This is a genomic window from Gemmatimonadota bacterium (genome assembly GCA_016713785.1).
Lineage (GTDB): Bacteria > Gemmatimonadota > Gemmatimonadetes > Gemmatimonadales > GWC2-71-9 > JADJOM01.
In genome coordinates this window covers 1,120,985-1,142,494 of record JADJOM010000003.1, presented here as the reverse complement: position 1 = coordinate 1,142,494, position 21,510 = coordinate 1,120,985, and the positions used below count along the sequence as shown (strand labels likewise).

The window sequence follows — 21,510 nt, the reverse complement described above, 5'->3', positions numbered from 1 at the left end:
GGCGGCTCAGTCGTCGCAGCCGCGCTGGCTGGTGAAGGTGCAGGAGTTGTCGTGGCAGTCGGTGCAGGTGGCCGGTTTGTACACCGGCGGGTTGTGGCACTTGTCGCACCGGCCATTGGCCGACTCGTGGTCCACGCTGAACATCGAGTGGTACTGCCGCGGCAGGTCCACCCCGAGGTCCCACGCCGTGGTATTCTGGCTGCCGACGTGGCACGTGGTGCAGGTCTGCGGCCACCCGAGCTGCTCATGGTCCGGGCCGGTGGTCGCGGTGAAGTCGCTCAGGTGACACGCCTGGCAGGCCGTCGGCTTGCCGTTGTAGACCCCATCCGCATGGCACTGCTCGCAGGTCGTGACCCGGTGCTGCCCGGTCAGGGCAAAGCTGGTGGCGTCGTGGTTGAAGGTCGCGCCCAGCCACTGGACGGTCGTGTGGCAGGCCTCGCAGTCGGTGGGAAAGCTGCTGGCCTGGTGGTCGGGGTTGGTCGAGTTGTCGTAGTCAGCCTGGTGGCACGCCAGGCAGGTGGTCGGCTTGCCGCTGAACACGCCGTCGCCATGGCACTGCTCGCAGGCGGTGGCCTTGTGGGCGCCCGTCAGGGCAAAGCCAGTCTTGCCGTGGTCGAACGGCGTGTTCCACGACCGGGTGCCGTGACAGGAGGCGCAGTCGGTGGGGAACTGGGCCGCCCCGTGGGCGGGGGACGTGGTCAGATCGTAGTCGGCCTGGTGACAGCTCACGCAGGCCACCGGGGCCCCGCTGTACTGGTTGTTGAGGTGGCACTGGTCGCAGGCCACGCTCCGGTGCGCGCCGGTGAGCGGGAAGCCGCCCCGGTCGTGGTTGAACCGCGCGGCGTTCCAGTTGGTGGAGGCGTGGCAGGTCTGGCAGTCGCGCGAGAAGCCCGCGGTCACGTGATTGGGGGACTGCGCCGCGGCAAACTGCGCCGCGTGGCAGCCGTCGCACTGCAGCGGGCGTCCCACGAACTGCAGCATCCCCTGCCGCTGGGCGGGATGGCAGCTCTCGCAGTCGGCGGCGCGGTGCGCCCCCTCGAGCGTGAACCGGGTGGTCTGGTGCTGCTGGATCATCCGGCCGCGGTCGAGGAAGCTCCGCTCGGTGTGGCAGGCGGCGCAGTCCTCGCCCACCTCGCCCCGGTGGATGTCCTGGTGGCATTCCGCGCACCGGGAGGGCGTGTCGGTGAAGGTCAGGGTCTGGTGGCACCCCATGCACGTGGCGGTGGCATGCGCCGCCGTCAGCGGGTACCCCAGGGCGGCGTGATCGAAGGTCGGGCGAATCCGCACCGGGCGCCAGCCGGTTTCCCGATGACACTCCAGGCAGTCCATCGAGAGCTCGCCATGCGGGCTGGCCGTCGTCTCCTGAGCGGCGAGGCGGAGCGCCCCCATCGCCAGCGCGGCGAGGAGCGGCAGTGCCGTGCGGATCCAGCGGGTGCAGGCCCGGACCCGCGTCACGCGGACCCCAGAGAGTAGTGGCATCGGCCCGGAAACAGTGCAAGAAACGGGCACCGCCACGAATCGCTCCATGAAGGTCCAAGCGATTGTGAGGAAACAGGATAGCCCCGATGCCACGGGGCCCTTCTCGTGTGCTGGGCGAGACGGGTCGTGCCACCTGCCACGAATCGTTCCGGAAAGATGAACGCGGAGCTGCGGGACGGCGTGGGTGAGATTCGAACTCACGGAACCCTTGCGGGTTCGGCGGTTTTCAAGACCGCTGCATTCGACCGCTCTGCCACCACGCCCGAACGCGGGGAAGCTTGGCGAGCCCCGGAGCGTCCCGCAAGCGGGGATGTTTAGCTCCATGGGACCCGCTCCGATACTTCGAAGGTGACGACCGGGACCTCCATCGCCTGCCCCCGCTGCGGCGCCGCAACCGACGGCGCAGCCCGCTTCTGCATGCATTGCGGCGGGCCGGTACAGGCCACCGACCTGACTCTCTCCGGCCTCTTCGGCTCTCCCCCGGTGGATGCGCTCCGGGAGCAGCTCGCCGCCGCCACGGCCGGCGAGTACCGGATCGAGTCGGAGCTGGGCCGCGGGGGAATGGCCGCCGTCTACCTTGCCGAGGACCTGGCGCTGGGGCGCCGGGTGGCGATCAAGGTGATGATCCCCGGCCTGGAGGGGAGCGACGGAGTCGCCGACCGGTTCCTGCTCGAGGCGCGCACCGCCGCCCAGCTCGGGCACCCGCACATCATCCCCATCTACGCGGTCCGCACCACCGGCCAGCTTCGCTTCTTCGTGATGAAGTACATCGCCGGCCGCTCCCTGGACCGGGTGGTGGCCGAAACGGGGCCGCTGCCGCCGGGGGTGGTCCAGGCGGTGCTGGCGCAGGTCGGGTCCGCGCTGGAGCATGCCCATCGCAAGGGGGTGATCCACCGCGACATCAAGCCCGCCAACATCATGCTCGACGAGGATGGCTCCGCGATCGTGGCGGACTTCGGCATCGCCAAGGTGGCGCAGGGGGTGAGCCTCACCCAGACCGGCTCCACCGTCGGCACCCCGACCTACATGAGCCCGGAACAGTGCACCGGCAAGCCGGTCACCCCCGCCTCGGACCAGTACGCGCTGGGCTGCGTGGCGTTCGAGCTCATCGCGGGGCGGCCCCCGTTCAATCACGTCGAGGTGCTGCCGGTCCTGCTGGCCCATGTCTCCGACCTCCCGCCGCCGCTGCTCGCGCTGCGCGCCGACTGCCCGATCGAGCTCGCGGCGGTGGTGGACAAGATGCTGGCCAAGGACCCGGGCGACCGCTGGCCCTCGCTCGGCGAGGCGATCGCGGCCGCCGAGGCGCTGCCCCGGGCGGCCGATCCGGCGGTGCGTGCAACGATGCAGGTGCTGGCCGGCGCGCCCGCCTCGGGCATGGTGGTGCCGCTGCCGAGCGTCCCGGTGAGCCCGGTGCCGCGGCCCCATACCACGGTGGCACCACCCCCGGCCCCGACCCGGCTCTCGCGGCCGGTGCAGGCGGCCGACGAGGCCCCGGTGCACAGCATCACCATCGAGCCCAACGGCGCGGTGTTGCAGGCCGGCTCGGGGGTCAAGCTCCGGGTCACCGCGCGTGACCGCGCCGGCCTGACGGTCGGGGAACCCGCCGTGCAGTGGGGCAGCAGCGCGGTGTCCGTGGCGACCGTGACCGACTCCGGCGTGGTGACCGCGCTGCGCGAGGGCGAGGCGGGGATCACCGCGGTGGTCGACGGCGTCCGCGCCACGGTGCAGGTCCGGGTGGGCCGGGTCCCGGTGGCGCAGGTGCGGGTGAGTGCCCCGGCCGGCCCCTGGCAGGTGGGGGAACGCCGCCTCGCGGTGGCCACCGCGCTCGACCAGGCCGGCGCCGTGCTCCCCGGCCGCGTGGTGCGGTGGCAGGCGCTCGATCCGGCGATCGCCCGGGTCACGCCCGATGGCACCGTCGAGGGCGTCGCCGAAGGCCAGGCGCGGATCGAGGCGCGGGTGGAGGAGCAGGCCAGCATCGTGCTGGTCGAGGTGCGCCGCGCCACCGGGTCCCTGACCATCGTGCCGGGGGAGGGCGCGCTCACCGTCGGGCAGGTGGTGCCGCTCACCGCGCTCCTGCAGGAGGCCGGCCAGGCGGCGCGGCCGGCGGCGTCGGTCAACTGGAGCACCACCGATCCCAGCATCCTCCGGATCAACGCCCGGGGCGAGCTCACCGCGGCGGGGCCGGGGGCGGCGCGCATCCGCGCCTCCGTGGGCGGCGTCGTGGCGGACGTGCAGTTCCAGGTGACGCGGGTGGACGTGGCCCGGGTGGACATCGCGCCGCGCATCTCCCAGATCGGGGTGGGGGAGGAGCTCCAGCTGATGTCGCAGTCGGCCGACCGCCTCGGCGCCACGTTGCCGGGACGGGTGGTGACCTGGAACTCGAGTCACCCCGACGTGGCGACGGTGGGCCCGCTGGGCCTGCTGCGCGGGCTCAAGGCGGGGACGACCCGCATCAGCGCCACCATCGGCGGGGGCCAGGCCGCGATCGACGTCCGCGTGCTCCCGGTGAGCGTGGCCGGGGTGCGGCTCGAGCCGGCCAACCTGGTGCTGCAGCGCGGCGAGACGGGCGCCCTGCGGGCGCTGGTCCAGAGTGCCCGGGGCGGGGTGCTGGTGGGCGTGCCGGTGGAGTGGCAATCCTCCGACCCGATGATCGCCAGCGTCAACGCCGAGGGACAGGTGACCGGCCACCGGTTCGGGAGCGTACGCATCGCGGCCACCGCGGGCGGACGTCGCGCCACGGTGGCCGTCGAGGTGCGGGCGCCGGCCACGCTCTCCGCGGGGCGCCTGCGGGTGGGCGGCTGAGCCGCGCCTAGCGGAGGTTGGCCTCGACCGCCCGGGCCACCGAGTCCGCCCGGAGCGCGGTGACGGTGTCGCCGGCGGCGCGGAAGCTGCTGCCCGTGGTCCCGTAGATCACGCTGTACAGCGACAGGATGGACTGGGACGGCCGGTCCACCCACCCGGTGGGGCGGGCGCGGGCGGCCGCGGCGTAGGTATAGGTCCCGAACATGAGCTCGCGGGAGCGGGCCAGGTCGAGGTACCCCAGTCCGCGATTCAGCACGATGTTCTCCCCCGGCTCCAGCAGGGTCTCGTTGAGCCGCCGCAGCAGCCCCTGGGTGCTGAGGTAGGGCGTCAGGTTGAGGGTCTGGTCGGGGAAGCCGCCGGCGCTCCACGCGAAGTAGATCGGCCGCTTGCCGATGTTGTCGCGGATCAGGAAGACGGTGATCAGGTCGGAGAGGATCAGCGTGTCCCGCCCGAAGGCGACCTGCAGGTCCCCGAACTTCACCCCGGAGTTGTGCGGCACCAGCTGCGCCTCCGGCATCTCGTTGAGCTCCTGCTCGGAGAGCCGCAGCACGGGGTCCTCGGGCTTGGGCCCGCTCCACGACTTCCAGAGGTCCGCGGCCTGCGCGGGATCGAAGGTCGGGGTCTGGCGGCGCCGCAGCTGCTGCAGGTGCCAGCGGGTGTTCATCAGCGAGAGGTTCGCGATGGTCACGTCGGGCCGGATGCCCTCGACCTCCTGGGCGTACCAGAGGGGGAACGTGTCGTTGTCGCCAGCGGTGACCAGGATGCCGTACGGCTCGACCGACTCCAGCATGTCGCGGGCGAAGTCGCGGGCGAGGGTCTCGTGGTCGCGGCTCGCGGTCACCCGGTTGCCGAACACCGGGACCAGCGCCAGCAGCAGGACCGGGCTCGCGAGCAGGTAGGCGGTCTGCGGGGCCGAGCGGCCGCGCAGGGCGTCGGCCAGGCCCTGCATCACCGCGCCGAAGCCCACCGCCACCCACAGGCCGAAGACCGAGAACGACACCACGAAGAAGTAGTCGCGCTCGCGCACCTCCCGGAGCACCTGGCCCAGCCCCGGCCGGGTGGGGTAGGAGAAGCCGTACTTGAAGTTGAGGTAGAAGACGAGCGCGAGCGTCACGGTGAAGATGAGCGTGGCGCTGGCCCAGAAGGCACGGCGGTCGCGCTGCCACAGCGCGCCCGCGCCGGTGAGGCCGAGCAGGGTGAAGAGCGCCATGGCCGCCCGGCTCCCCACGCTGCCCCAGTCCCGGGCGAACTGCCAGCCGAAGTACTGCAGGTAGTTGCCCACCTGCGAGGCGAAGTCGGCCTGCCGGTACAGCACCGAGGGCTTGCCGTACTGGGCCCGGTTGAGCACGTCGAGCAGCGCCCGCCAGGTGGTCGGCTCGCCCTCGTTGATCGGCGGATACTGTGCCGCCCGGATCGGGAGGAAAGCGTAGTTGAGCGAGATGCCCACCACCACCGCCAGGATCGAGAGGTAGAGCAGCGGTCGGCGGAACTCGCCGGCATCGCGCCAGGCGGTGTACGCCACCAGCGCCAGCAGCAGCACCGCCACTACGGCGCGGTCGCCGGCCGGGCCGTCGATCAGCGCGGTCCACTTGCCGCTCACCGCGAGCCCCACCAGCACGCCGAGCCACAGGGCCCACGGCTTGAGCAGCAGGCTCGGCTCGGTGAAGACCACGTAGATGGCCACGGCGGGCGCGGCCAGCACGCCCATCATGTGGTTGGTGGAGGAGAACGTCAGGAGATAGCCGATGAGGACCAGCCACCGGTCGCGGTGCTGCCCGGGGATGTCATCGGCCCAGTGCACCCCCAGCCACAGCACCAGCGCGGTGGAGAGCATGGAGACGGTGTACACCTTCTCGTTCACCGTGGACTGGTTCCACACCGTCCAGGTCAGCGCGCCCACCAGGATGCCGGCGAACGCCGCCGCCAGCCGGGCCCAGCGCACCGGCACCACGTCCCGCATCCAGCGGTCGGCCACCAGGAAGAGGAGCCCCGCCGTGGCCGCGCTGGTGAAGGCGGCGAACAGGTTGATGCGGACCGCGTAGGCCGCCGCGAGCGGCAGGGCGCCCCACACGTGCGCCAGCAGCGTGAACAGCGGGTTGCCGGGCGGGTGCGGGATGCCGAGCACGTACGCGGCCGCGATGTACTCGGAGGTGTCCCAGAACGCGGTGGTCGGCGCCAGCGTTGCCACGTAGATGAGGAAGACGGCGAGACCGGTCAGGGCGGCCCAGAGGTACGGCGGCGGGTCGCGGCGGTCGGTGGCGGCGTGGGTCATCGGGTCGGGGGTCGGGGTTCCGGGGCGGGCGGCGACGGGGCCGCCCGGCGTGCCTGCTGAGGGGACGTCGGTGGGGCGATCAGTGACGGAACTGCCGGCGGCCGGTGATCACCATCGTCAGGCCATGCCGGTCGGCGGCGGCGATCACCTCGGCGTCGCGCACCGACCCGCCCGGCTGGATGATGGCGGTGACGCCCGCGGCGGCCGCCTCCTCCACGCCATCGGCAAACGGGAAGAACGCGTCGGAGGCGAGCACACTTCCCTTCGGGTCGTGGCCCTGCTGGCGGGCCTTGTGGACCGCCAGGAAGGAGCTGTCCACCCGGCTCATCTGGCCGGCGCCGATGCCGATGGTGGTCTCGTCCCGGGCCAGGAGCACGGCGTTGGACTTGACCGAGGCCACCGCCGCCCAGCCGAAGCGCAGGTCGGTCCACTCCGCCTCGGTCGGCTTCCGCTTGGTCGGGATGGTCCAGTCCGCCTCGGTCATGTCCGGCACGAAGCGGTCCTGGACCAGCAGGCCGCCGCGCACCCGCTTGAAGTCGAAGCCCGCCCCGCCGCGGAAGGTGGGCAGTTCCACGGCCCGGAGGTTCTTCTTGGTGGCAAGCACCGTCAGCGCCTCGTCGTGGAACGACGGCGCCACGACCACCTCCAGGAACAGCTCCACCAGCCCCTCGGCGGTCTTCCGGTCGACCACCGTGTTGAACGCCACCACGCCCCCGAACGCCGACTGCGGGTCGCAGGCCAGCGCCTTGCGCCAGGCCTCGGTGGCGCTCGCCGCCACGGCGAGCCCGCAGGGGGTGTTGTGCTTGATGATCGCGCAGGCGGGGCGGTTGGACCACAGCGAGGCGGTCCACATCGCCGCGTCGAGGTCGAGGATGTTGTTGAACGAGAGTTCCTTGCCCTGCCGCTGCTTGAGGTCCCGCAGGCCGCGGGGCTCCTCGTCCACGTAGAGCCCGGCGCGCTGGCTCGGGTTCTCGCCGTAGCGCAGCTCCAGCAGCCGCTCGAACGAGAACTGGATCCGTCCCGGGAGGCCGTCCTCGTGGGGCGTCAGGTAGCGGGCGATGGCCCCGTCGTAGTCGGCGGTGTGGCTGAAGACCTTCGCGGCGAACCCGCGGCGGGAGGCGTGGTCCACGCCGCCCTTCCGGAGCAGGTCCAGCACCAGGGTGTAGTCCATCGGGTCGACCACCACGATGACCGACTCGTGGTTCTTGGCGGCCGAGCGGAGCATCGACGGCCCGCCGATGTCGATGTTCTCGATCGCGTCCTCGAAGGTGACGTGCGGCTTGGCCACCGTCTCGCGGAACGGGTACAGGTTCACCGCCAGCAGGTCGATCGGGGCGATCTTGTGCTCCGCCAGCGCGGCCATGTGCTCCGGCACGTCGCGGCGGGCGAGCAGCCCGCCGTGCACCGCCGGGTGCAGGGTCTTCACCCGCCCGTCGAGGATCTCCGGGAAGCCGGTCACCGCGTCCACCGGGAGGGCCGGCACCCCGGCCTGCCGCAGCGCGGCGAAGGTCCCGCCGGTGGAGAGGATCTCCCAGCCGAGGTCCACCAGCCCCTGGGCAAAGGCGACGATTCCCCGCTTGTCACTTACCGAGATCAGCGCGCGCGGCACGGGCAACTCCTCACAAGGACTGCTGCTCAGGTTCAGGAAGGGGCACCGGGCGCCCGGCCCGGGCGGCGGCCAGGATCACCGCGGGCAGCAGCCGGTGCTCCGCCTCGAGCACCCGTGCCGCCAGCGTCCCCGGGGTGTCGTCGGGCCGGACCGGCACCCGGGCCCGGGCGAGGATCTGCCCCCGGTCATACTGCTCGTCCACCAGGTGCACGGTCGCCCCCGACTCCCGGGCGCCGCTTGCGAGCACCGCCTCGTGGACGTGGTGCCCGTACATCCCCGGGCCGCCGAAATCGGGCAGCAGGGCCGGGTGGATGTTGAGGATCCGTCCCGCGTACGCCGCGGTGACCGCGGCGGGCACCAGCTTGAGATAGCCCGCGAGGACGATCAGGTCGACGCCATGCGTCGCCAGGCGGCGCAGCCACTCCGCGGCATCGCGATGGTCGGTGAGGCTCTCGGCCGCGATGCCCCGCTCCCGCGCCCGCTCGAGGGCGGGGGCGTCGGCCCGGTTGCTGAGCACCAGCGCCACCGCCGCCTGCCGTTCGGTGGCCAGCGCGTCCAGCAGGGCCACCAGATTGCTGCCCCGGCCGGAAACGCAGACGGCAAGCTTCATTGGCATGGCGCAAGAACTTAGCGGCCCCATGGCAGGGGTTGAAGGGGCCGCGCGAAGGCCGATTGGGCCCTGGGCAGGCTCCAGTCAGGTTCGCTCTCTGCCGATAATCCCCTGCAGCCATTGGAGTTAGCCCGATGTGACCGCCGGAACCGTCGCCGGGTGGCTCCCGCTGGCCCCGTGATTGCCCCCGCTGGGAGGGCAGGTTCGATCCCCATCCTTGGAGCTCGAGGTTTTCGATGATCGCACTCCCCATTTCCGCGCGCCGTCGGGCCGCCGGCCTCGGCTTGGCGCTGGCCCTGCTGACCTCCTGTGAAGCGGGCCTCAAGCCGAACACCGGCTTCAGCATCGAGGACTTCATCACCGGCGTGACCGACCAGAGCGGCACGGTCCACGCCGTCCTCCATCGCGGCGCGCCCCCGACGGCCAGCACCGCCGATTCCACCAAGGTCTCCGGCATCGCCGTGGTGATCAACGGCGGCAGCTCGCCGCAGAACATCACCTCGCCGACCCTGTTCACCCGGGTGATCTTCTCGGTGGAAGGGCTCACCGACTACTACGAACTCACCCTGCCCGCGGGCCAGACCGCGCAGGGCGTGCTGGTGGGGCTCTCGACCTCGGCCACCGCCGGGCAGTTCTACTTCAACTACGCGGCCGGCGATGGCGCCGGGGTGTTCCAGACCGCGCGGCAGCTGATGCGGATCCTGCAGATCGGCACCGGCGACATCCAGGTGAGCGTGGCCTGGACCGACACCGCCGACGTCGACCTGCACATCGTCGATCCGGACGGGGGGCATCTCTACTTCGGCAACAAGACCGTGCCGAGCGGCGGGAACCTCGACCTCGACGCGAACGCCGCCTGCAGCAAGAACACCCTGCCGGACGGCTCCCAGGCCTACGTCAGCAACGAGAACATCTACTGGCCCACCGGTGGCGCGCCGAACGGCAGCTACACGATCTACCTGGACTACTGGTCCGATTGCGGCGTGGCCCAGACCGACTGGGTGGTCACGGTGCAGCAGCAGGGCGCCAGCCCGCAGGTCTACACCGGCTCGTTCGTGGGAAGCTCGAGCGGGATGCCCAACGACACGGTGGCCGTCCTGACGTTCTGAGTCGGGTCACGCGCAGGTGGGCGGGGCGGCCGGGATCACCTCCCGGCCGCCCCGCGTGCGTTCGGGGCCGGCCTAGCCGGCCAGCGCCGCGTGGACGGCCGCTGCCACTCGCGCGTCCTCGTCCGGCGGGAGGGTGCGCGGGTCGAACAGCACGCGGTCGTGCTCCACCCGCGCGATGAGCGGCGGGTCGCCGAGCCGGAGCCGGACCGCGAGCCCGTGGGCGCCGAGCGCCCCGGCATCGAGCGCCACGATCGTGGTGGGGAGCACCGCGCCGGGAAACGCCCCACCCCCCACCGCCGATTCGCCAGCGACCGCGCAGGCCCGGACCTCGGGGGGCAGCTGCGCCACCAGCCGATCGGCACGCGCCGCGAGGTCGGCCGGCGCCGCCGTGAGCATGGCAAGCACTGGGATCCCGGTGCGCGCGGCGCCCGGATCGCGGTAGAGCGCCAGCGTGGCCTCCAGCGCTGCGAGCGTCATCTTGTCGGCCCGCAGCGCACGGGCCAGCGGATGGTCCCGGCAACGCGCCACCAGCTCCCGGCGTCCCACCATGCATCCCGCCTGCGGCCCGCCGAGCAGCTTGTCTCCGGAGAAGAGCACGAGGTCGGCGCCGGCGGCCACGGCGTCCGGTACCCGGGGCTCGCTGGTGAGGCCCCAGGGCGCAAGGTCGGCGAGGAGCCCGCTCCCCACGTCGTGGAGGTAGGGGATGCCGGCGTCACGCGCCAGCGTGGCAAGCTCGGCCGGCGGCGGCGAGGTCACGAAGCCGCGCTGTTCGAAGTTCGAGCGATGGACGGTGAGGATCACCGCCGCCCCGGGGAGCGCCCGGGCGTAGTCGCCCAGGTGGGTGCGGTTGGTGGTGCCCACTTCGGCCAGCACCGCGCCGCTCTGCTCCATGATCTCCGGGATCCGGAACGAGCCGCCGATCTCGATCAGTTCGCCCCGGGAGATGAGCACCCGCCCGCCGGCGGCGAGGGCACGGAGCGCCAGCACCAGGGCGGCCGCGGCGTTGTTCACGGCCAGGCCATCGTCCGCGCCGCTCAGCTCCGCGAGCAGCGTGCGGCAGTGGTCGCCGCGGTGCCCCCGGGCACCGGTAGCCAGGTCGTATTCCAGCGCGCTGTATCCGCCCGCCACGCCGGCCACCGCCGCGAGCGCGGCGGCGCCGAGCGGGGCGCGGCCGAGATTGGTGTGGAGCACCACGCCGGTGGCGTTGAGCAGCGGGCGGAGGGACGGGAGGATCTCCCCGGCCAGCCGCTCCGCGACCTCCTCGGCCCAGTCCGTCGGCGGGCCGCCGCGGCCGGCCCGCACCGCCTCCACCGCCGCGCGCGCCGCCGCCACCACCGCATTCCGTGGCGCCCGTTCCAGCAGGGCCACGATTCCCGGGTCCCGGAGCAGCCGGTCCACCGACGGGAGGTCGCGGCGCGGATCGGTCACGGCCTGGCGGGCGCGGGCGCCGGGGCCGGGGCGACGGCCGGCTTGGTGGAGTCGGCCGCGACGCTGTCGGCGGGGGCGGGCTTGGGCGGCGGGGGCTTGGGGATGACCAGCACGTTCCTCGCCTCACCGGTGACACCGGCGGCACTGCGGATGCGCCGGATCTCCAGGACGTACTTGGTGTCGGCCCGGAAGGCGGAATCCACCCGCAGCACCAGCTTGTCGAAGAGCGCCGGTCGCGTGGCGATGATGGAGTCGGTGACGGGGTCGTGGCTGCCGCCCGGGTCGCGCGGGCGGAGGTCCGGTCCGGGTGTGTTGCGCGGTGGCACCGGGCGGTTCGCGGTGGAGTCCCGTGGCGTGGTGTCCCGGGCGGCGCGCAGCGAATCCTCCTGCTGCCGGCGCTGGGCCTGCAGGCTGTCGTCCAGCGGCTTGGGTAGCAGCGAGCGGAACGGCACCACGCTGGAATCCGACTGCAGCCGCAGGGTGGCGTCGAGGCTGTCGAAGGGCTGGGTGGGGTCGAGCGGCTGGGAGAAGGTGGCCACCGCACTGAGGCTGTCGGACGGCGCCAGGCCGGTCAGCCGGGGGCCGAGCGTGTCGCGCGGGATGAGCCAGAGCGGGGCCACGGCGCCGGTGCCGGCCGGCACCTCCACCGAATCAAAGCTCTCCCGGCGGTCGCGCCGGAGGTTGCGGTTCTGGTCGATGGCGCCGAAGGCGCGCCACGCGCCCTTGGGGAGCGGGCCCAGCGCGAACCGGCCACCGCTGTCGGCCACGGCGCGGTACACCAGGCTGTCCGGCAGCAGCACGAGCTCGATGAGCGCCTGGCGGGCCGGCTTGCCGCTGACCCAGTCGATGGCGAGCCCGCGCAACGTGTCGGTCGGCGGCTCGCCGCCGGTGCTGAAGGTGAGCACCACCGTGGTGTCGCTCTTGTTGCGGCGCAGGTCCACGATGCCGGGCAGCAGCTCCACGCGGTACACACGGTTCGGCTTCCAGCCCTCGCGCGGCCGGACGGTGATCCGGTCCCGCTTCCAGCGCACCACCGGCACGCCGGCGCTGGGGGAGAGCAGGATCAGCTTCTCGAGGTCGCCGGTGCCGAGGCCCATGCTGGCCGACGAGCCCTCGGAGACCACCTCGTCGAACGTGAACTCGACGTCCTGGTGCCAGGCCGGGTAGGCGCCGGTGCTCTCGGGACGCGTGGACAGGATCTGCGGTGCCACCTTGTCATCCGGCCCGCCCGACGGAGAGCCGATGCGGGCGCAGGCGATGATCCCGAGGAGGGCGAACGCGGTCACGCCGCGGCGGGTCAGCGGCATCCGAGCTGCTCCCGCTTCTCGGAGAGGGCGGCCAGCTGCTGCTCCAGCGAGGCGAGCTTTTCCCGCTCGTGCTGCACCACGCTGGCGGGGGCCCGGCTCACGAACTGCTCGTTGCCGAGCTTCTTCCGCTGCCCCTCGATCAGCTGGGCCAGGCGTGCGGCTTCGGTCCCCAGGCGCTCGCACTCCTTCTGCACGTCCACCAGGTCGCCGAGGGCGATGTACAGCGACGTCCCGTCCGCGAGCACCGCGTTGGCCCCGGGCTCCGGGAGCGCGGCGCCGAAGCTCAGGCTGCCCACCTTGGCCAGGCGGCGGATGCACCCCTCCTCCTGGCGGAACGCCTCGTGGGCCCGGCTCACCCGCACGTTGACCGACTTGCCCGGCTCCACGCCATACTCCGCGCGGATCTGGCGGATGGCGCCGACCAGTTCCTGCACTAGGGCAAAGCCGCGTTCGGCGCCGGGCGCGGCGGCCCGGGCGTCGGGGCGCGGCCATGCGGAGCGGGAGAGCGTGGCGTCCGCGGTGCGGCCGGGGAACCGGCCCCACAGCGTCTCGGTGACGAACGGCATGATCGGGTGCAGCACCGCGAGCGCCACCTCGAAAGTGCGGCCGATGACGGCCCGGGCCACGTCCCCGCCTGGCTCGCTGCCGTAGAGCCGCGGCTTGGCCTGCTCGAGGTACCAGTCGGCGAGGTCGCTCCACAGGAAGTGGTACACCGCCGAGGCCGCCTCATTCAGCCGGAACTTCTCGTAGTTGGTGGTGGCCTCGCGCACCATGGCGTCGCACCGGGCGATGATCCACCGGTCGGCCAGCCCCAGTTCGTCCGCCCGCACGACGTCGGGATACGGGCCCGCAAGGGGCCGGGTCGACGAGTCGCCCAGGTTGGTGAGGATGAACCGGCCGGCGTTCCACACCTTGTTGGCGAAGTTGCGCCCGGGGGCGAACGAGGTCTCGAGGTCGTCCGGGTCGAGGATGACGTCGGTGCCGACCGCCATGCCGGCGATCACCGTGTACCGCAGGGCGTCGGCGCCGAACTTCTCCACCACCTCGATCGGGTCGATCCCGTTGCCCAGCGACTTGGACATCTTCCGGTGCTGGGTGTCGCGCACGGTGCCATGGAGGTACACCGTGTGGAACGGGATGTCGCCCATGAACTCGCAGCCCGCCATCACCATGCGGGCGACCCAGAAGAACAGGATCTCCGGCGCGGTGACCAGCACCGAGCCGGGGTAGAAGCGGCGCAGGTCGTCGGTGCGGTCCGGCCAGCCGAGGGACGAGAAGGGCACCAGCCAGCTGGAGAACCAGGTGTCGAGGACGTCCTCGTCCTGGCGCACGGCGCCGCCACAGTGGCACCGGGTCACGTCGGTGCGGCTCACGAGGGTCGCGCCGCACGCGTCGCAGTACCACACCGGGATCCGGTGGCCCCACCAGAGCTGCCGGGAGATGCACCAGTCCCGGATGTTCCCCATCCAGTTGGCGTACTCCTCGCCCCGGCGCTCCGGGATGAAGCGGAGCCGGCCGTCGGTGTAGGCCTGGAGCGCCGGCTCGGCGAGCGGCTTCATCCGCACGAACCACTGGTCGGAGAGCCGCGGCTCCACCACGGTATCGCAGCGGTAGCAGTGCCCCACGGCGTGCCGGTGGTTGTCGACCTGCTCCAGCAGGCCGAGCGCCTCGAACTCCCGCACCACCTGCTTGCGAGCCTCGAAGCGGTCGAGCCCCTGGAACCGCTCGGGGACGGTCTCCGCCATCCGGGCCTCGGGGGTCATGATGTCGATGGCGGGGAGGCCGTGCCGCTGCCCGATCTCGAAGTCCACCGGATCGTGGGCCGGCGTCACCTTCACCGCGCCGGTGCCGAACTCGCGGTCGATCGCCAGGTCGGCCACGATCGGGATCTCGCGGTCCACCAGCGGCAACCGCACCGTCCGGCCGATGAGGTGCGCGTAGCGCTCGTCCTCGGGGTGCACCGCCACCGCGGTGTCGCCGAGCATGGTCTCGGGACGCGTGGTGGCCACCGTCAGGTGGCCGCTCCCGTCAGCGAGCGGATAGCGGAGCCGCCAGATCCGGCCGTCGGTCTCCTCCTTTTCCGCCTCCTCATTGGAGAGCGCGGTGAGGCACCGCGGGCACCAGTTGATGATGTACTTGCCTCGGTAGATGAGCCCCTTCTCGTGCAGCCGCACGAACACCTCGCGCACCGCCCGCGAGAGGTCCTCGTCCAGCGTGAAGTAGGTGCGCGACCAGTCCGCGCTCGAGCCGATGGCCTTGAGCTGGTCGAGGATGGTGCTGCCGGTCTGGTCCACGAAGGCCCACACCCGGCGCACGAATTCCTCGCGGCCCAGGTCGAAGCGGGTCTTCCCCTCCCGGGCCACCAGCTTCTCCACCACGTTCTGGGTGGCGATGCCGGCGTGGTCGGTGCCCGGGAGCCAGAGGGCGGGCCGGCCGCGCATCCGCTCGAAGCGGACCAGCACGTCCTGCACCGTGTTGTTGAGCCCATGACCCATATGGAGCACCGCCGTCACGTTGGGCGGCGGCATCATGATCACGTAGGGCGGGGCGGTCGCGTGGTCGGCGGGGGCGAAGGCACCGGCCGCGAGCCAGGACCGGTACAGGTCGGCTTCGATGGCGGCGGGGTTGTATTGCGGCGGCAGGCTGGTCGGGTCGGTCATGCGGGCAGGTCGGCCACGTCGGGGGTGTCGAGAAGGGTATCGTCCTCGCCGTGCACGAGGAGGCAGTTCACCAGCGTGTCGATGCCGGGCGCGGCGGCCACGGCCCGGGCCGCGCGGGCCCGCAGGCCCCGGCTCGGCACCCAGCCGTGCAGCTCCACCACCCCGGGGCTGACGGCGATCGGGGTCAGTTCGAGGTCGCGCAGGGCCGGCTCCTGCGCCAGCGCCGTCTGGGCGCGGCGGGTGGTCTCGGCAGCGCCGGGACGGGGCAGCGGCTCGGCCTCGGGGTCGGCGCCCTCTGGCACGGCGCGCGAGGCGGGACGGCGTCCGACGGGCCCCAGCCACTCACCGAGGGCAAAGCCGGCGGCCACTCCCACGGCGGTGCCGACCAGCATCCAGGCGAGCAGTTCGGAGGCGGAGGAACGGTGGCGCATCTCTGTGTCTTACCTGTGACTTACGCGTGAAAACGGTGAGCGATTAAGTTAACACCATGCCTCTGGAAAATGAGCGGACGCCCTCAGGCGATCTCGGATGGTGGGTGGTGCTCGGGCTGCTGTTCTCGGCCTGCCTCGTCGCCTACTTCCTCTATTCTCCCCGCGTCGCGCCGGTGATCCGGCCGGCGCCTGCCGTCACGGAGTCGCCGTGAGCACGGTTCGCCTGACCCTCCCGGACGGCAGCGTCCGCGAGGTCCCGCAGGGCACCACCAGCCGCCAGGTCGCCCAGTCCATCGGCGCCGGGCTCGCCCGCGCCGCCCTCGCCGCCCGGGTCGACGGCCAGATCCGCGACCTCGACCGCCCGCTCACCCAGGACGCGCGCTTCGCGATCCTGACCGAGAAGGATGCCGACGCCCTGGAGGTGCTCCGCCACTCGGCCGCGCACATCCTGGCCACGGCGGTGCGCGAGCTCTTCCCGCGGGCGGCGATCGGCTTCGGCCCGCCCATCGAGGACGGCTTCTACTACGACTTCGAGGTCGAGCGGCCCTTCACCCCCGAGGACCTCGAGGCCATCGAGAAGAAGATGGCCGAGGTGGCCGCGAAGGACTACGCCTTCGTGCGGGAAGAGGTGAGCCGCGACGAGGCCAACGTCCGCTTCAAGGACGACCCGCTCAAGCTGGAGCGGATCGCCGACCTGGGCGCCGACGAGACCATCAGCGTCTACACCGATGGCCCCTTCGTGGACCTCTGCCGCGGCCCCCACATCCCGAACACGGGGAGGCTCAAGCACTTCAAGCTGCTCTCCGCCGCCGGCGCCTACTGGCGCGGCGACAGCCGGCGCCAGATGCTGCAGCGCATCTACGGCACCGCCTGGTTCAAGAAGGAGGAGCTCGAGGCCTACACCCACCGGCTCGAGGAGGCGAAGAAGCGCGACCACCGCAAGCTCGGCCGGGAGCTGGACCTGTTCCTGTTCCACCCGTTTGCGCCGGGCGCCGCCTTCTGGACCGAGCGGGGCACCTCGCTGTACAACACGCTCAACCAGTACATGCGGGAGCTGCAGCAGGAGGGCTACCAGGAGATCCGCACCCCGCTGCTCTACAACAAGGGGCTGTGGGAGATCTCGGGCCACTGGGGCAAGTACAAGGAGAACATGTTCCTCGTCCACAACAACGAGACGGGCGAGCAGGACATGTCCCTCAAGCCGATGAACTGCCCGAGCCACCACCTGCTCTACGGCACCGGCAAGCACAGCTACAAGGAACTGCCGATCCGCTACAGCACCTATGACGTGCTGCACCGCAACGAGGTGAGCGGGGCGCTGTCGGGGCTCACCCGGGTGCGCCAGTTCGCCCAGGACGACTGCCACATCTACCTCATGGAATCGCAGATTCCGGAGGAGGTGCGCCGGCTGACCGCCTTCATCCTGGCCTATTACACCACCTTCGGCCTGGAGGCGACGCTCAAGTTCGCCACCCGGCCGGAGCAGCGGATCGGTGACGACGCCATGTGGGACCGGGCCGAGGGGGCGCTGCGTGCCGCCCTCGAGGCCACCGGGCTGCCCTACGAGCTCAAGGAGGGCGACGGCGCCTTCTACGGTCCGAAGATCGACTTCGACGTGGCCGACTCGATCGGCCGGAAGTGGCAGCTGGGCACCATCCAGCTCGACTACGCCGCGCCGGAGCGCTTCAACCTGCACTACGTGGGCGAGGACAATCACGAGCACCGGCCCGTGATCATCCACCGCGCCGTGAACGGCTCCTTCGAGCGGTTCATCGCCATCCTGATCGAGCACTTCGCCGGTGCCTTCCCGCTCTGGCTCTCGCCGGAGCAGGTGCGGGTGCTCCCCATCTCCGACCAGCAGGCGGAGGCGGCCGAGCGGGTGCACCGGACCCTGCGGGCGGCCGGGATCCGGTCCACCCTCGATGCCGGCAGCCAGACCCTCAACTACCGGATCCGTGAGGGCGAGATCGGCAAGGTGCCGTACATGGCCGTGGTGGGACAGCGCGAGGCCGAGGCCGGGACCGTGGCGGTCCGGACCCGCGGGGCGGGGAACAAGCAGGAGATCATCCCGGTCGCGGAGTTCAGCACCCGCCTGCAGGCGGCGATCCTGGACCGGCGCCTGACGCTCTGACGCCGGCGGGTCCGGGCTGGCCCCCGGTCCGGCCGGTGCCGGCGGGTGCATGACTATGCAATGCCACCCGGCCCGCTGCCCCTAAGCCCGCGCACCTTCTATACTTCCGCCCGTTGGCGGGCTCGCCGTGGGCCCGCCGCGTCACCCCTCACTCCCAGCGGAAGCCGTGTCCGACGCCACCACGCCAGTCATCCTCTCCGCCTGCCGGACCCCGATCGGCAAGTTTCTGGGCGGGCTCGCGAGCCTGTCGGCCCCGCAGCTCGGGGCCCGCGCCATCCGCGAGGCGGTGGCCCGCGCCGGGATCGATCCCGCCGCCATCGACGACGTGATCATGGGCCAGGTGGTCCAGGGTGGCACCGGTCAGGCCCCCGCCCGCCAGGCGATGATCCACGCCGGGCTGCCCGCCACGATCCCCGCGCTCACCATCAACAAGGTCTGCGGCTCGGGCCTCAAGGCGGTGATGCTGGCGGCCCAGGCCATCAAGGCCGGCGATGCCCAGTGCGTGGTGGCCGGCGGGCAGGAATCGATGTCCTCGGCCCCGCACTATCTCTTCGGGTACCGCAACGGCGTGAAGGCCGGCAACCAGACCATCAGCGACGGCATGATCCACGATGGGCTGTGGGACTCCTTCGGCCAGAACCACATGGGCGAGTACGCGGAATACACCGCGGAGAAGGCTGCGGTGAGCCGCGCCGACCAGGATGCCTTCGCCGTGGCCAGTCACCAGAAGGCGCTGGCCGCGCAGGCCGCGGGGAAGTTCCAGGCCGAGATCGTCCCGGTGGAGATCGCCGGGAAGGGTGGGAGTACGACCGTGACGGTGGATGAATCGCCGCGGAAGGACACCAGCCTCGAGTCGCTGGCCCGGCTCAAGCCCGCCTTCCGCAAGGAGGGCACCGTGACCGCCGGAAATGCGCCCGGCCTCAACGATGGGGCCAGCGCACTGGTCGTGACTTCGCTGGCCTTTGCCCGGGCACATGGTCTCGCGCCGATGGCGCGCGTCACCGGCTACGCGACGGGTGGCGGGGAGCCGAAGGAGCTCTTCTTTGCTCCGATCCTCGCGGTCCAGAACCTGATGCGGAAGACCGGGACCAGCATCGGCGCCTACGACCTCATCGAGGCCAACGAGGCCTTTGCGGTCCAGGCGCTGGCCGACGGCCGGGCCCTCGGCTGGGACTGGGGCCGGGTCAACGTGCACGGGGGCGCCGTGGCGCTGGGCCACCCGATCGGCGCCAGCGGCGCCCGCGTCCTCACCACCCTCCTGTACGCGCTGCGTGACCGGCAGCAGGCCACCGGTCTCGCCACACTCTGCCTCGGCGGCGGCAACGCCGTGGCCCTCTCGGTCGAAAGGATCTGACCCCGATGACCTCTCCCGCCGTGCGCCGCCCCTCCGCCCCCCTCAGCGCCCCCAGCCGGCGCTCGCGGGTGCCGCTGGCCTGGCCCGCGACCCTCGCCGCGGGGGCCGCGGTGGTGGCCCTGTCGGCCCAGGTGGCCATCCCGGTGCCGTTCTCGCCGGTGCCCATGACGCTGCAACCCCTCGCCGTGCTGCTGGTCGGCGGGATGTTCGGTGCCGCTGCCGGCGCGGGAGCGCTCCTCCTCTATCTCGTGGCGGGTGCCTTCGGCGCCCCGGTCTTCGCACCGATCGGGCCGCAGGGGCTGGCCCGGCTCTTCGGCCCGACCGGCGGCTACCTGCTGGCCATGCCGCTGGCCGCGGTGGTGGTGGGCCGGCTGGCCGAGCGGGGCCGCCTGGTGCGCTCGGTGCTCGGCGCCCTCACGGGCATGGTGGTGATCCACCTCGGCGGCTGGGCCCAGCTCGCGGTGCTCTCCGGCAACCCGGCGCAGGCCGCACAGCTCGGCACCCTGCCGTTCCTGGTCCAGGACCTCCTCAAGGTTGCGCTCGCCGGGCTGGTGCTCTGGCGCGGCCACCACGTGCTCCGCCTGCGCGCGTGACCGCAGCCCCGGTGCCCCAGCCGCTCTCCGCCCCGCGGGCGGTCGGCTGGGCCATCCTTTTCCTGGTGGTCGGCTTCGTCCTGATGATGGCGTTCTACGCCGTCGGGGCGTTCCTGACGGGGGGCCTCGGAGGCCTGGGCACGGCCCGGCTGATCCTGGTGCAGTCGGTGGCCGGGCTGCTCGCCTTCGGCCTGCTGACCTGGGGCCTCGGCGTACGGTATCTCGGGCTCACCCTCGCCGAGCTGCGCTACGCGGTCCCGACGGGGGCGGCCCGCGGCTTCGGGCTCGGGCTTCTCGTCGGGTGGGCCCCGGCGGCGCTGGCCCTCGGCCTCTCGCTCGTGGTCGGCGGCGCGCGGGTCCTCGACGACAGCGGCACCACCGCCGACTACCTTGGCGCCATCCTCCGCACCACCCTGCTGCTCGCCCCCGCCGCGCTGGTCGAGGAAGTGATGTTCCGCGGGGTGAGCCAGGTGCTGCTGGCCCGGGTCGTCGGCCGAGCACCGGCGCTGCTGGTGCTCTCCGGGCTCTTCGCGCTGGCACACGCGTACAACCCGAACACCACGCCGCTTGGCCTGATCAACATCGGGCTGGCCGGTGTCTTTCTGGGCGCCGCGTTCTACACCCCGGGCGGCCTCTGGGCGGCCTGGGGCGCGCACCTGGGCTGGAACGCCACCCTCGCGGCGCTGGACGCGCCGGTGAGCGGACTGCCGTTCCCGATTCCCCTCATCAACTACGAGCCGGGCGGCCCGCCGTGGCTGACCGGCGGGACCTTCGGCCCCGAGGGCGGGATGCTCGCGACCGTCGCGATCGTCCTCGCCACGGCGGCCGCCTGGCGCTGGAGCCGGAAGGAGCAGCTCGCATGAAGGTCGCGGTGATCGGCGCGGGGACCATGGGCAACGGCATCGCCCAGGTGTTCGCGATGCAGGGCCATGCGGTGACGCTGGTGGATGTGTCGGCCACGGCGCTGGAGAAGGGCCTGGCGGCGGTGCAGGGGAGCCTGGCCCGCCTGGTGAAGAAGGGCAGCGTGACGCCGGACGCCGCGTCGGCGGCCGCCGCGCGGATCGCGGTCGCCACCACCGTGGACGCCGCCCGCGACGCGGAGCTTGCCATCGAGGCGGCCACCGAGAATCCCACGCTCAAGTTCGAGATCTTCCGCCAGCTCGACGCCGCCTGCGCGCCCGGGGTGATCCTCGCCACCAACACCAGCTCGATCTCCATCACCGAGATCGCGGCGAAGACCCGGCGGCCCGAGCTGGTGATCGGGATGCACTTCATGAACCCGGTGCCGGTCATGGCGCTGGTCGAGGTCATCCGGGGGCAGGCCACCAGCGAGGCGACGACCAGGGCGGTCATGGAACTCGCCACGGCGCTGGGCAAGACGCCGGTGGAGGTGAACGACTACCCCGGGTTTGTCAGCAACCGGGTGCTCATGCCGATGATCAACGAGGCGATCTTCTGCGTGATGGAGGGGGTGGCCACGCCGGAGGCGGTGGACACGGTGATGAAGCTCGGGATGGCCCACCCGATGGGACCGCTCATGCTGGCGGACCTGATCGGGCTCGACACCTGCCTCGCCATCCTGGAGGTGCTGCACCGGGGGCTGGGCGATGACAAGTATCGCCCCTGTCCGCTGCTGCGGCGGATGGTGGCGGCCGGCCAGCTGGGCCGGAAGTCGGGACGCGGCTTCTACACGTACTAGGCCCCGGTGCGCCGGGACCCGCGGGA

15 protein-coding genes and 1 tRNA gene are annotated in these 21,510 nt (G+C 72.1%); 7 read left to right on the top strand and 9 right to left on the bottom strand.

The window, feature by feature from the left end; all coding sequences use genetic code 11:
- Positions 1-6: 6 nt before the first annotated feature.
- Both IPJ95_13140 and IPJ95_13135 read right to left on the bottom strand, forming a co-directional pair.
- Entirely contained in the window at positions 7-1,455 is a 1,449-nt protein-coding gene (locus tag IPJ95_13140; protein ID MBK7924550.1) for a hypothetical protein, read from the bottom strand.
- A gap of 200 nt (positions 1,456-1,655) precedes the next feature.
- Positions 1,656-1,742 (bottom strand) — tRNA-Ser (locus tag IPJ95_13135).
- Between the two features lie 85 nt (positions 1,743-1,827).
- On the opposite strand from IPJ95_13135, the gene IPJ95_13130 reads away from it, so the two are divergent.
- Positions 1,828-4,281, top strand: coding sequence for an Ig-like domain-containing protein (locus tag IPJ95_13130; GenBank protein MBK7924549.1), 2,454 nt, complete (start codon positions 1,828-1,830; stop codon positions 4,279-4,281).
- A 7-nt stretch (positions 4,282-4,288) separates the two neighbouring features.
- Here the strand turns inward: IPJ95_13130 and IPJ95_13125 are convergent, their stop codons facing one another.
- From IPJ95_13125 to purN, 3 genes are all read right to left on the bottom strand, one after another.
- The gene (locus IPJ95_13125) at positions 4,289-6,553 is read right to left on the bottom strand and encodes a DUF2723 domain-containing protein (GenBank protein MBK7924548.1); all 2,265 of its coding nucleotides are present in this window, start codon (positions 6,551-6,553) and stop codon (positions 4,289-4,291) included.
- Positions 6,554-6,632: 79 nt separating this feature from the next.
- Positions 6,633-8,168, bottom strand: a complete 1,536-nt coding sequence (purH, locus tag IPJ95_13120) for a bifunctional phosphoribosylaminoimidazolecarboxamide formyltransferase/IMP cyclohydrolase (protein ID MBK7924547.1) — start codon at positions 8,166-8,168, stop codon at positions 6,633-6,635.
- A 4-nt stretch (positions 8,169-8,172) separates the two neighbouring features.
- Positions 8,173-8,772 (bottom strand): phosphoribosylglycinamide formyltransferase, encoded by a 600-nt coding sequence (gene purN / locus IPJ95_13115; GenBank protein ID MBK7924546.1) that lies wholly within the window; start codon positions 8,770-8,772, stop codon positions 8,173-8,175.
- Positions 8,773-9,008: 236 nt separating this feature from the next.
- Here purN and IPJ95_13110 point away from each other — a divergent pair, with 236 nt between their 5' ends.
- Positions 9,009-9,881 carry a hypothetical protein gene (locus IPJ95_13110; GenBank protein MBK7924545.1) on the top strand — a complete coding sequence of 291 codons (873 nt, stop codon included), beginning with the start codon at positions 9,009-9,011 and terminating at the stop codon, positions 9,879-9,881.
- A 72-nt stretch (positions 9,882-9,953) separates the two neighbouring features.
- On the opposite strand, the gene IPJ95_13105 is transcribed toward IPJ95_13110, so the two are convergent.
- Genes IPJ95_13105 through IPJ95_13090 form a run of 4 tightly spaced genes read right to left on the bottom strand, consistent with a single transcriptional unit; the run spans position 9,954 to position 15,707 of the window.
- Complete coding sequence (locus tag IPJ95_13105) at positions 9,954-11,309, bottom strand: L-seryl-tRNA(Sec) selenium transferase (protein MBK7924544.1); 1,356 nt, start codon at positions 11,307-11,309, stop codon at positions 9,954-9,956.
- On the bottom strand, positions 11,306-12,616 hold the full coding sequence (locus IPJ95_13100) for an Ig-like domain-containing protein (protein MBK7924543.1): 1,311 nt from the start codon (positions 12,614-12,616) through the stop codon (positions 11,306-11,308). The genes IPJ95_13105 and IPJ95_13100 overlap by 4 nt, the downstream gene beginning before the upstream one ends.
- The gene (locus tag IPJ95_13095; GenBank protein ID MBK7924542.1) at positions 12,607-15,276 is read right to left on the bottom strand and encodes a valine--tRNA ligase; all 2,670 of its coding nucleotides are present in this window, start codon (positions 15,274-15,276) and stop codon (positions 12,607-12,609) included. The genes IPJ95_13100 and IPJ95_13095 overlap by 10 nt, the downstream gene beginning before the upstream one ends.
- Positions 15,273-15,707, bottom strand: coding sequence for a BON domain-containing protein (locus IPJ95_13090; protein MBK7924541.1), 435 nt, complete (start codon positions 15,705-15,707; stop codon positions 15,273-15,275). The genes IPJ95_13095 and IPJ95_13090 overlap by 4 nt, the downstream gene beginning before the upstream one ends.
- A 97-nt stretch (positions 15,708-15,804) precedes the next feature.
- On the opposite strand from IPJ95_13090, the gene thrS reads away from it, so the two are divergent.
- From thrS to IPJ95_13065, 5 genes are all read left to right on the top strand, one after another.
- Positions 15,805-17,838, top strand: a complete 2,034-nt coding sequence (thrS, locus tag IPJ95_13085; protein MBK7924540.1) for a threonine--tRNA ligase — start codon at positions 15,805-15,807, stop codon at positions 17,836-17,838.
- Positions 17,839-18,004: 166 nt separating this feature from the next.
- Entirely contained in the window at positions 18,005-19,192 is a 1,188-nt protein-coding gene (locus IPJ95_13080; protein MBK7924539.1) for a thiolase family protein, read from the top strand.
- 5 nt (positions 19,193-19,197) lie between these two features.
- Positions 19,198-19,785 carry a biotin transporter BioY gene (locus tag IPJ95_13075; protein ID MBK7924538.1) on the top strand — a complete coding sequence of 196 codons (588 nt, stop codon included), beginning with the start codon at positions 19,198-19,200 and terminating at the stop codon, positions 19,783-19,785.
- The gene (locus tag IPJ95_13070; GenBank protein ID MBK7924537.1) at positions 19,782-20,648 is read left to right on the top strand and encodes a CPBP family intramembrane metalloprotease; all 867 of its coding nucleotides are present in this window, start codon (positions 19,782-19,784) and stop codon (positions 20,646-20,648) included. Before IPJ95_13075 ends, IPJ95_13070 begins: the two co-directional genes overlap by 4 nt.
- Positions 20,645-21,484 (top strand): 3-hydroxybutyryl-CoA dehydrogenase, encoded by an 840-nt coding sequence (locus IPJ95_13065; protein MBK7924536.1) that lies wholly within the window; start codon positions 20,645-20,647, stop codon positions 21,482-21,484. Before IPJ95_13070 ends, IPJ95_13065 begins: the two co-directional genes overlap by 4 nt.
- Positions 21,485-21,510: the final 26 nt, after the last annotated feature.

Excerpts from the sequence above, each read along its gene's own strand:
- IPJ95_13125 (MBK7924548.1), bottom strand. The coding sequence starts at position 6,553 with ATGACCCACGCCGCCACCGACCGCCGCGACCCGCCGCCGTACCTCTGG.
- purN (MBK7924546.1), bottom strand. The coding sequence starts at position 8,772 with ATGAAGCTTGCCGTCTGCGTTTCCGGCCGGGGCAGCAATCTGGTGGCC.
- IPJ95_13110 (MBK7924545.1), top strand. The coding sequence starts at position 9,009 with ATGATCGCACTCCCCATTTCCGCGCGCCGTCGGGCCGCCGGCCTCGGC.
- IPJ95_13100 (MBK7924543.1), bottom strand. The coding sequence starts at position 12,616 with ATGCCGCTGACCCGCCGCGGCGTGACCGCGTTCGCCCTCCTCGGGATC.
- IPJ95_13095 (MBK7924542.1), bottom strand. The coding sequence starts at position 15,276 with ATGACCGACCCGACCAGCCTGCCGCCGCAATACAACCCCGCCGCCATC.
- IPJ95_13090 (MBK7924541.1), bottom strand. The coding sequence starts at position 15,707 with ATGCGCCACCGTTCCTCCGCCTCCGAACTGCTCGCCTGGATGCTGGTC.
- thrS (MBK7924540.1), top strand. The coding sequence starts at position 15,805 with ATGGTGGGTGGTGCTCGGGCTGCTGTTCTCGGCCTGCCTCGTCGCCTA.
- IPJ95_13075 (MBK7924538.1), top strand. The coding sequence starts at position 19,198 with ATGACCTCTCCCGCCGTGCGCCGCCCCTCCGCCCCCCTCAGCGCCCCC.
- IPJ95_13065 (MBK7924536.1), top strand. The coding sequence starts at position 20,645 with ATGAAGGTCGCGGTGATCGGCGCGGGGACCATGGGCAACGGCATCGCC.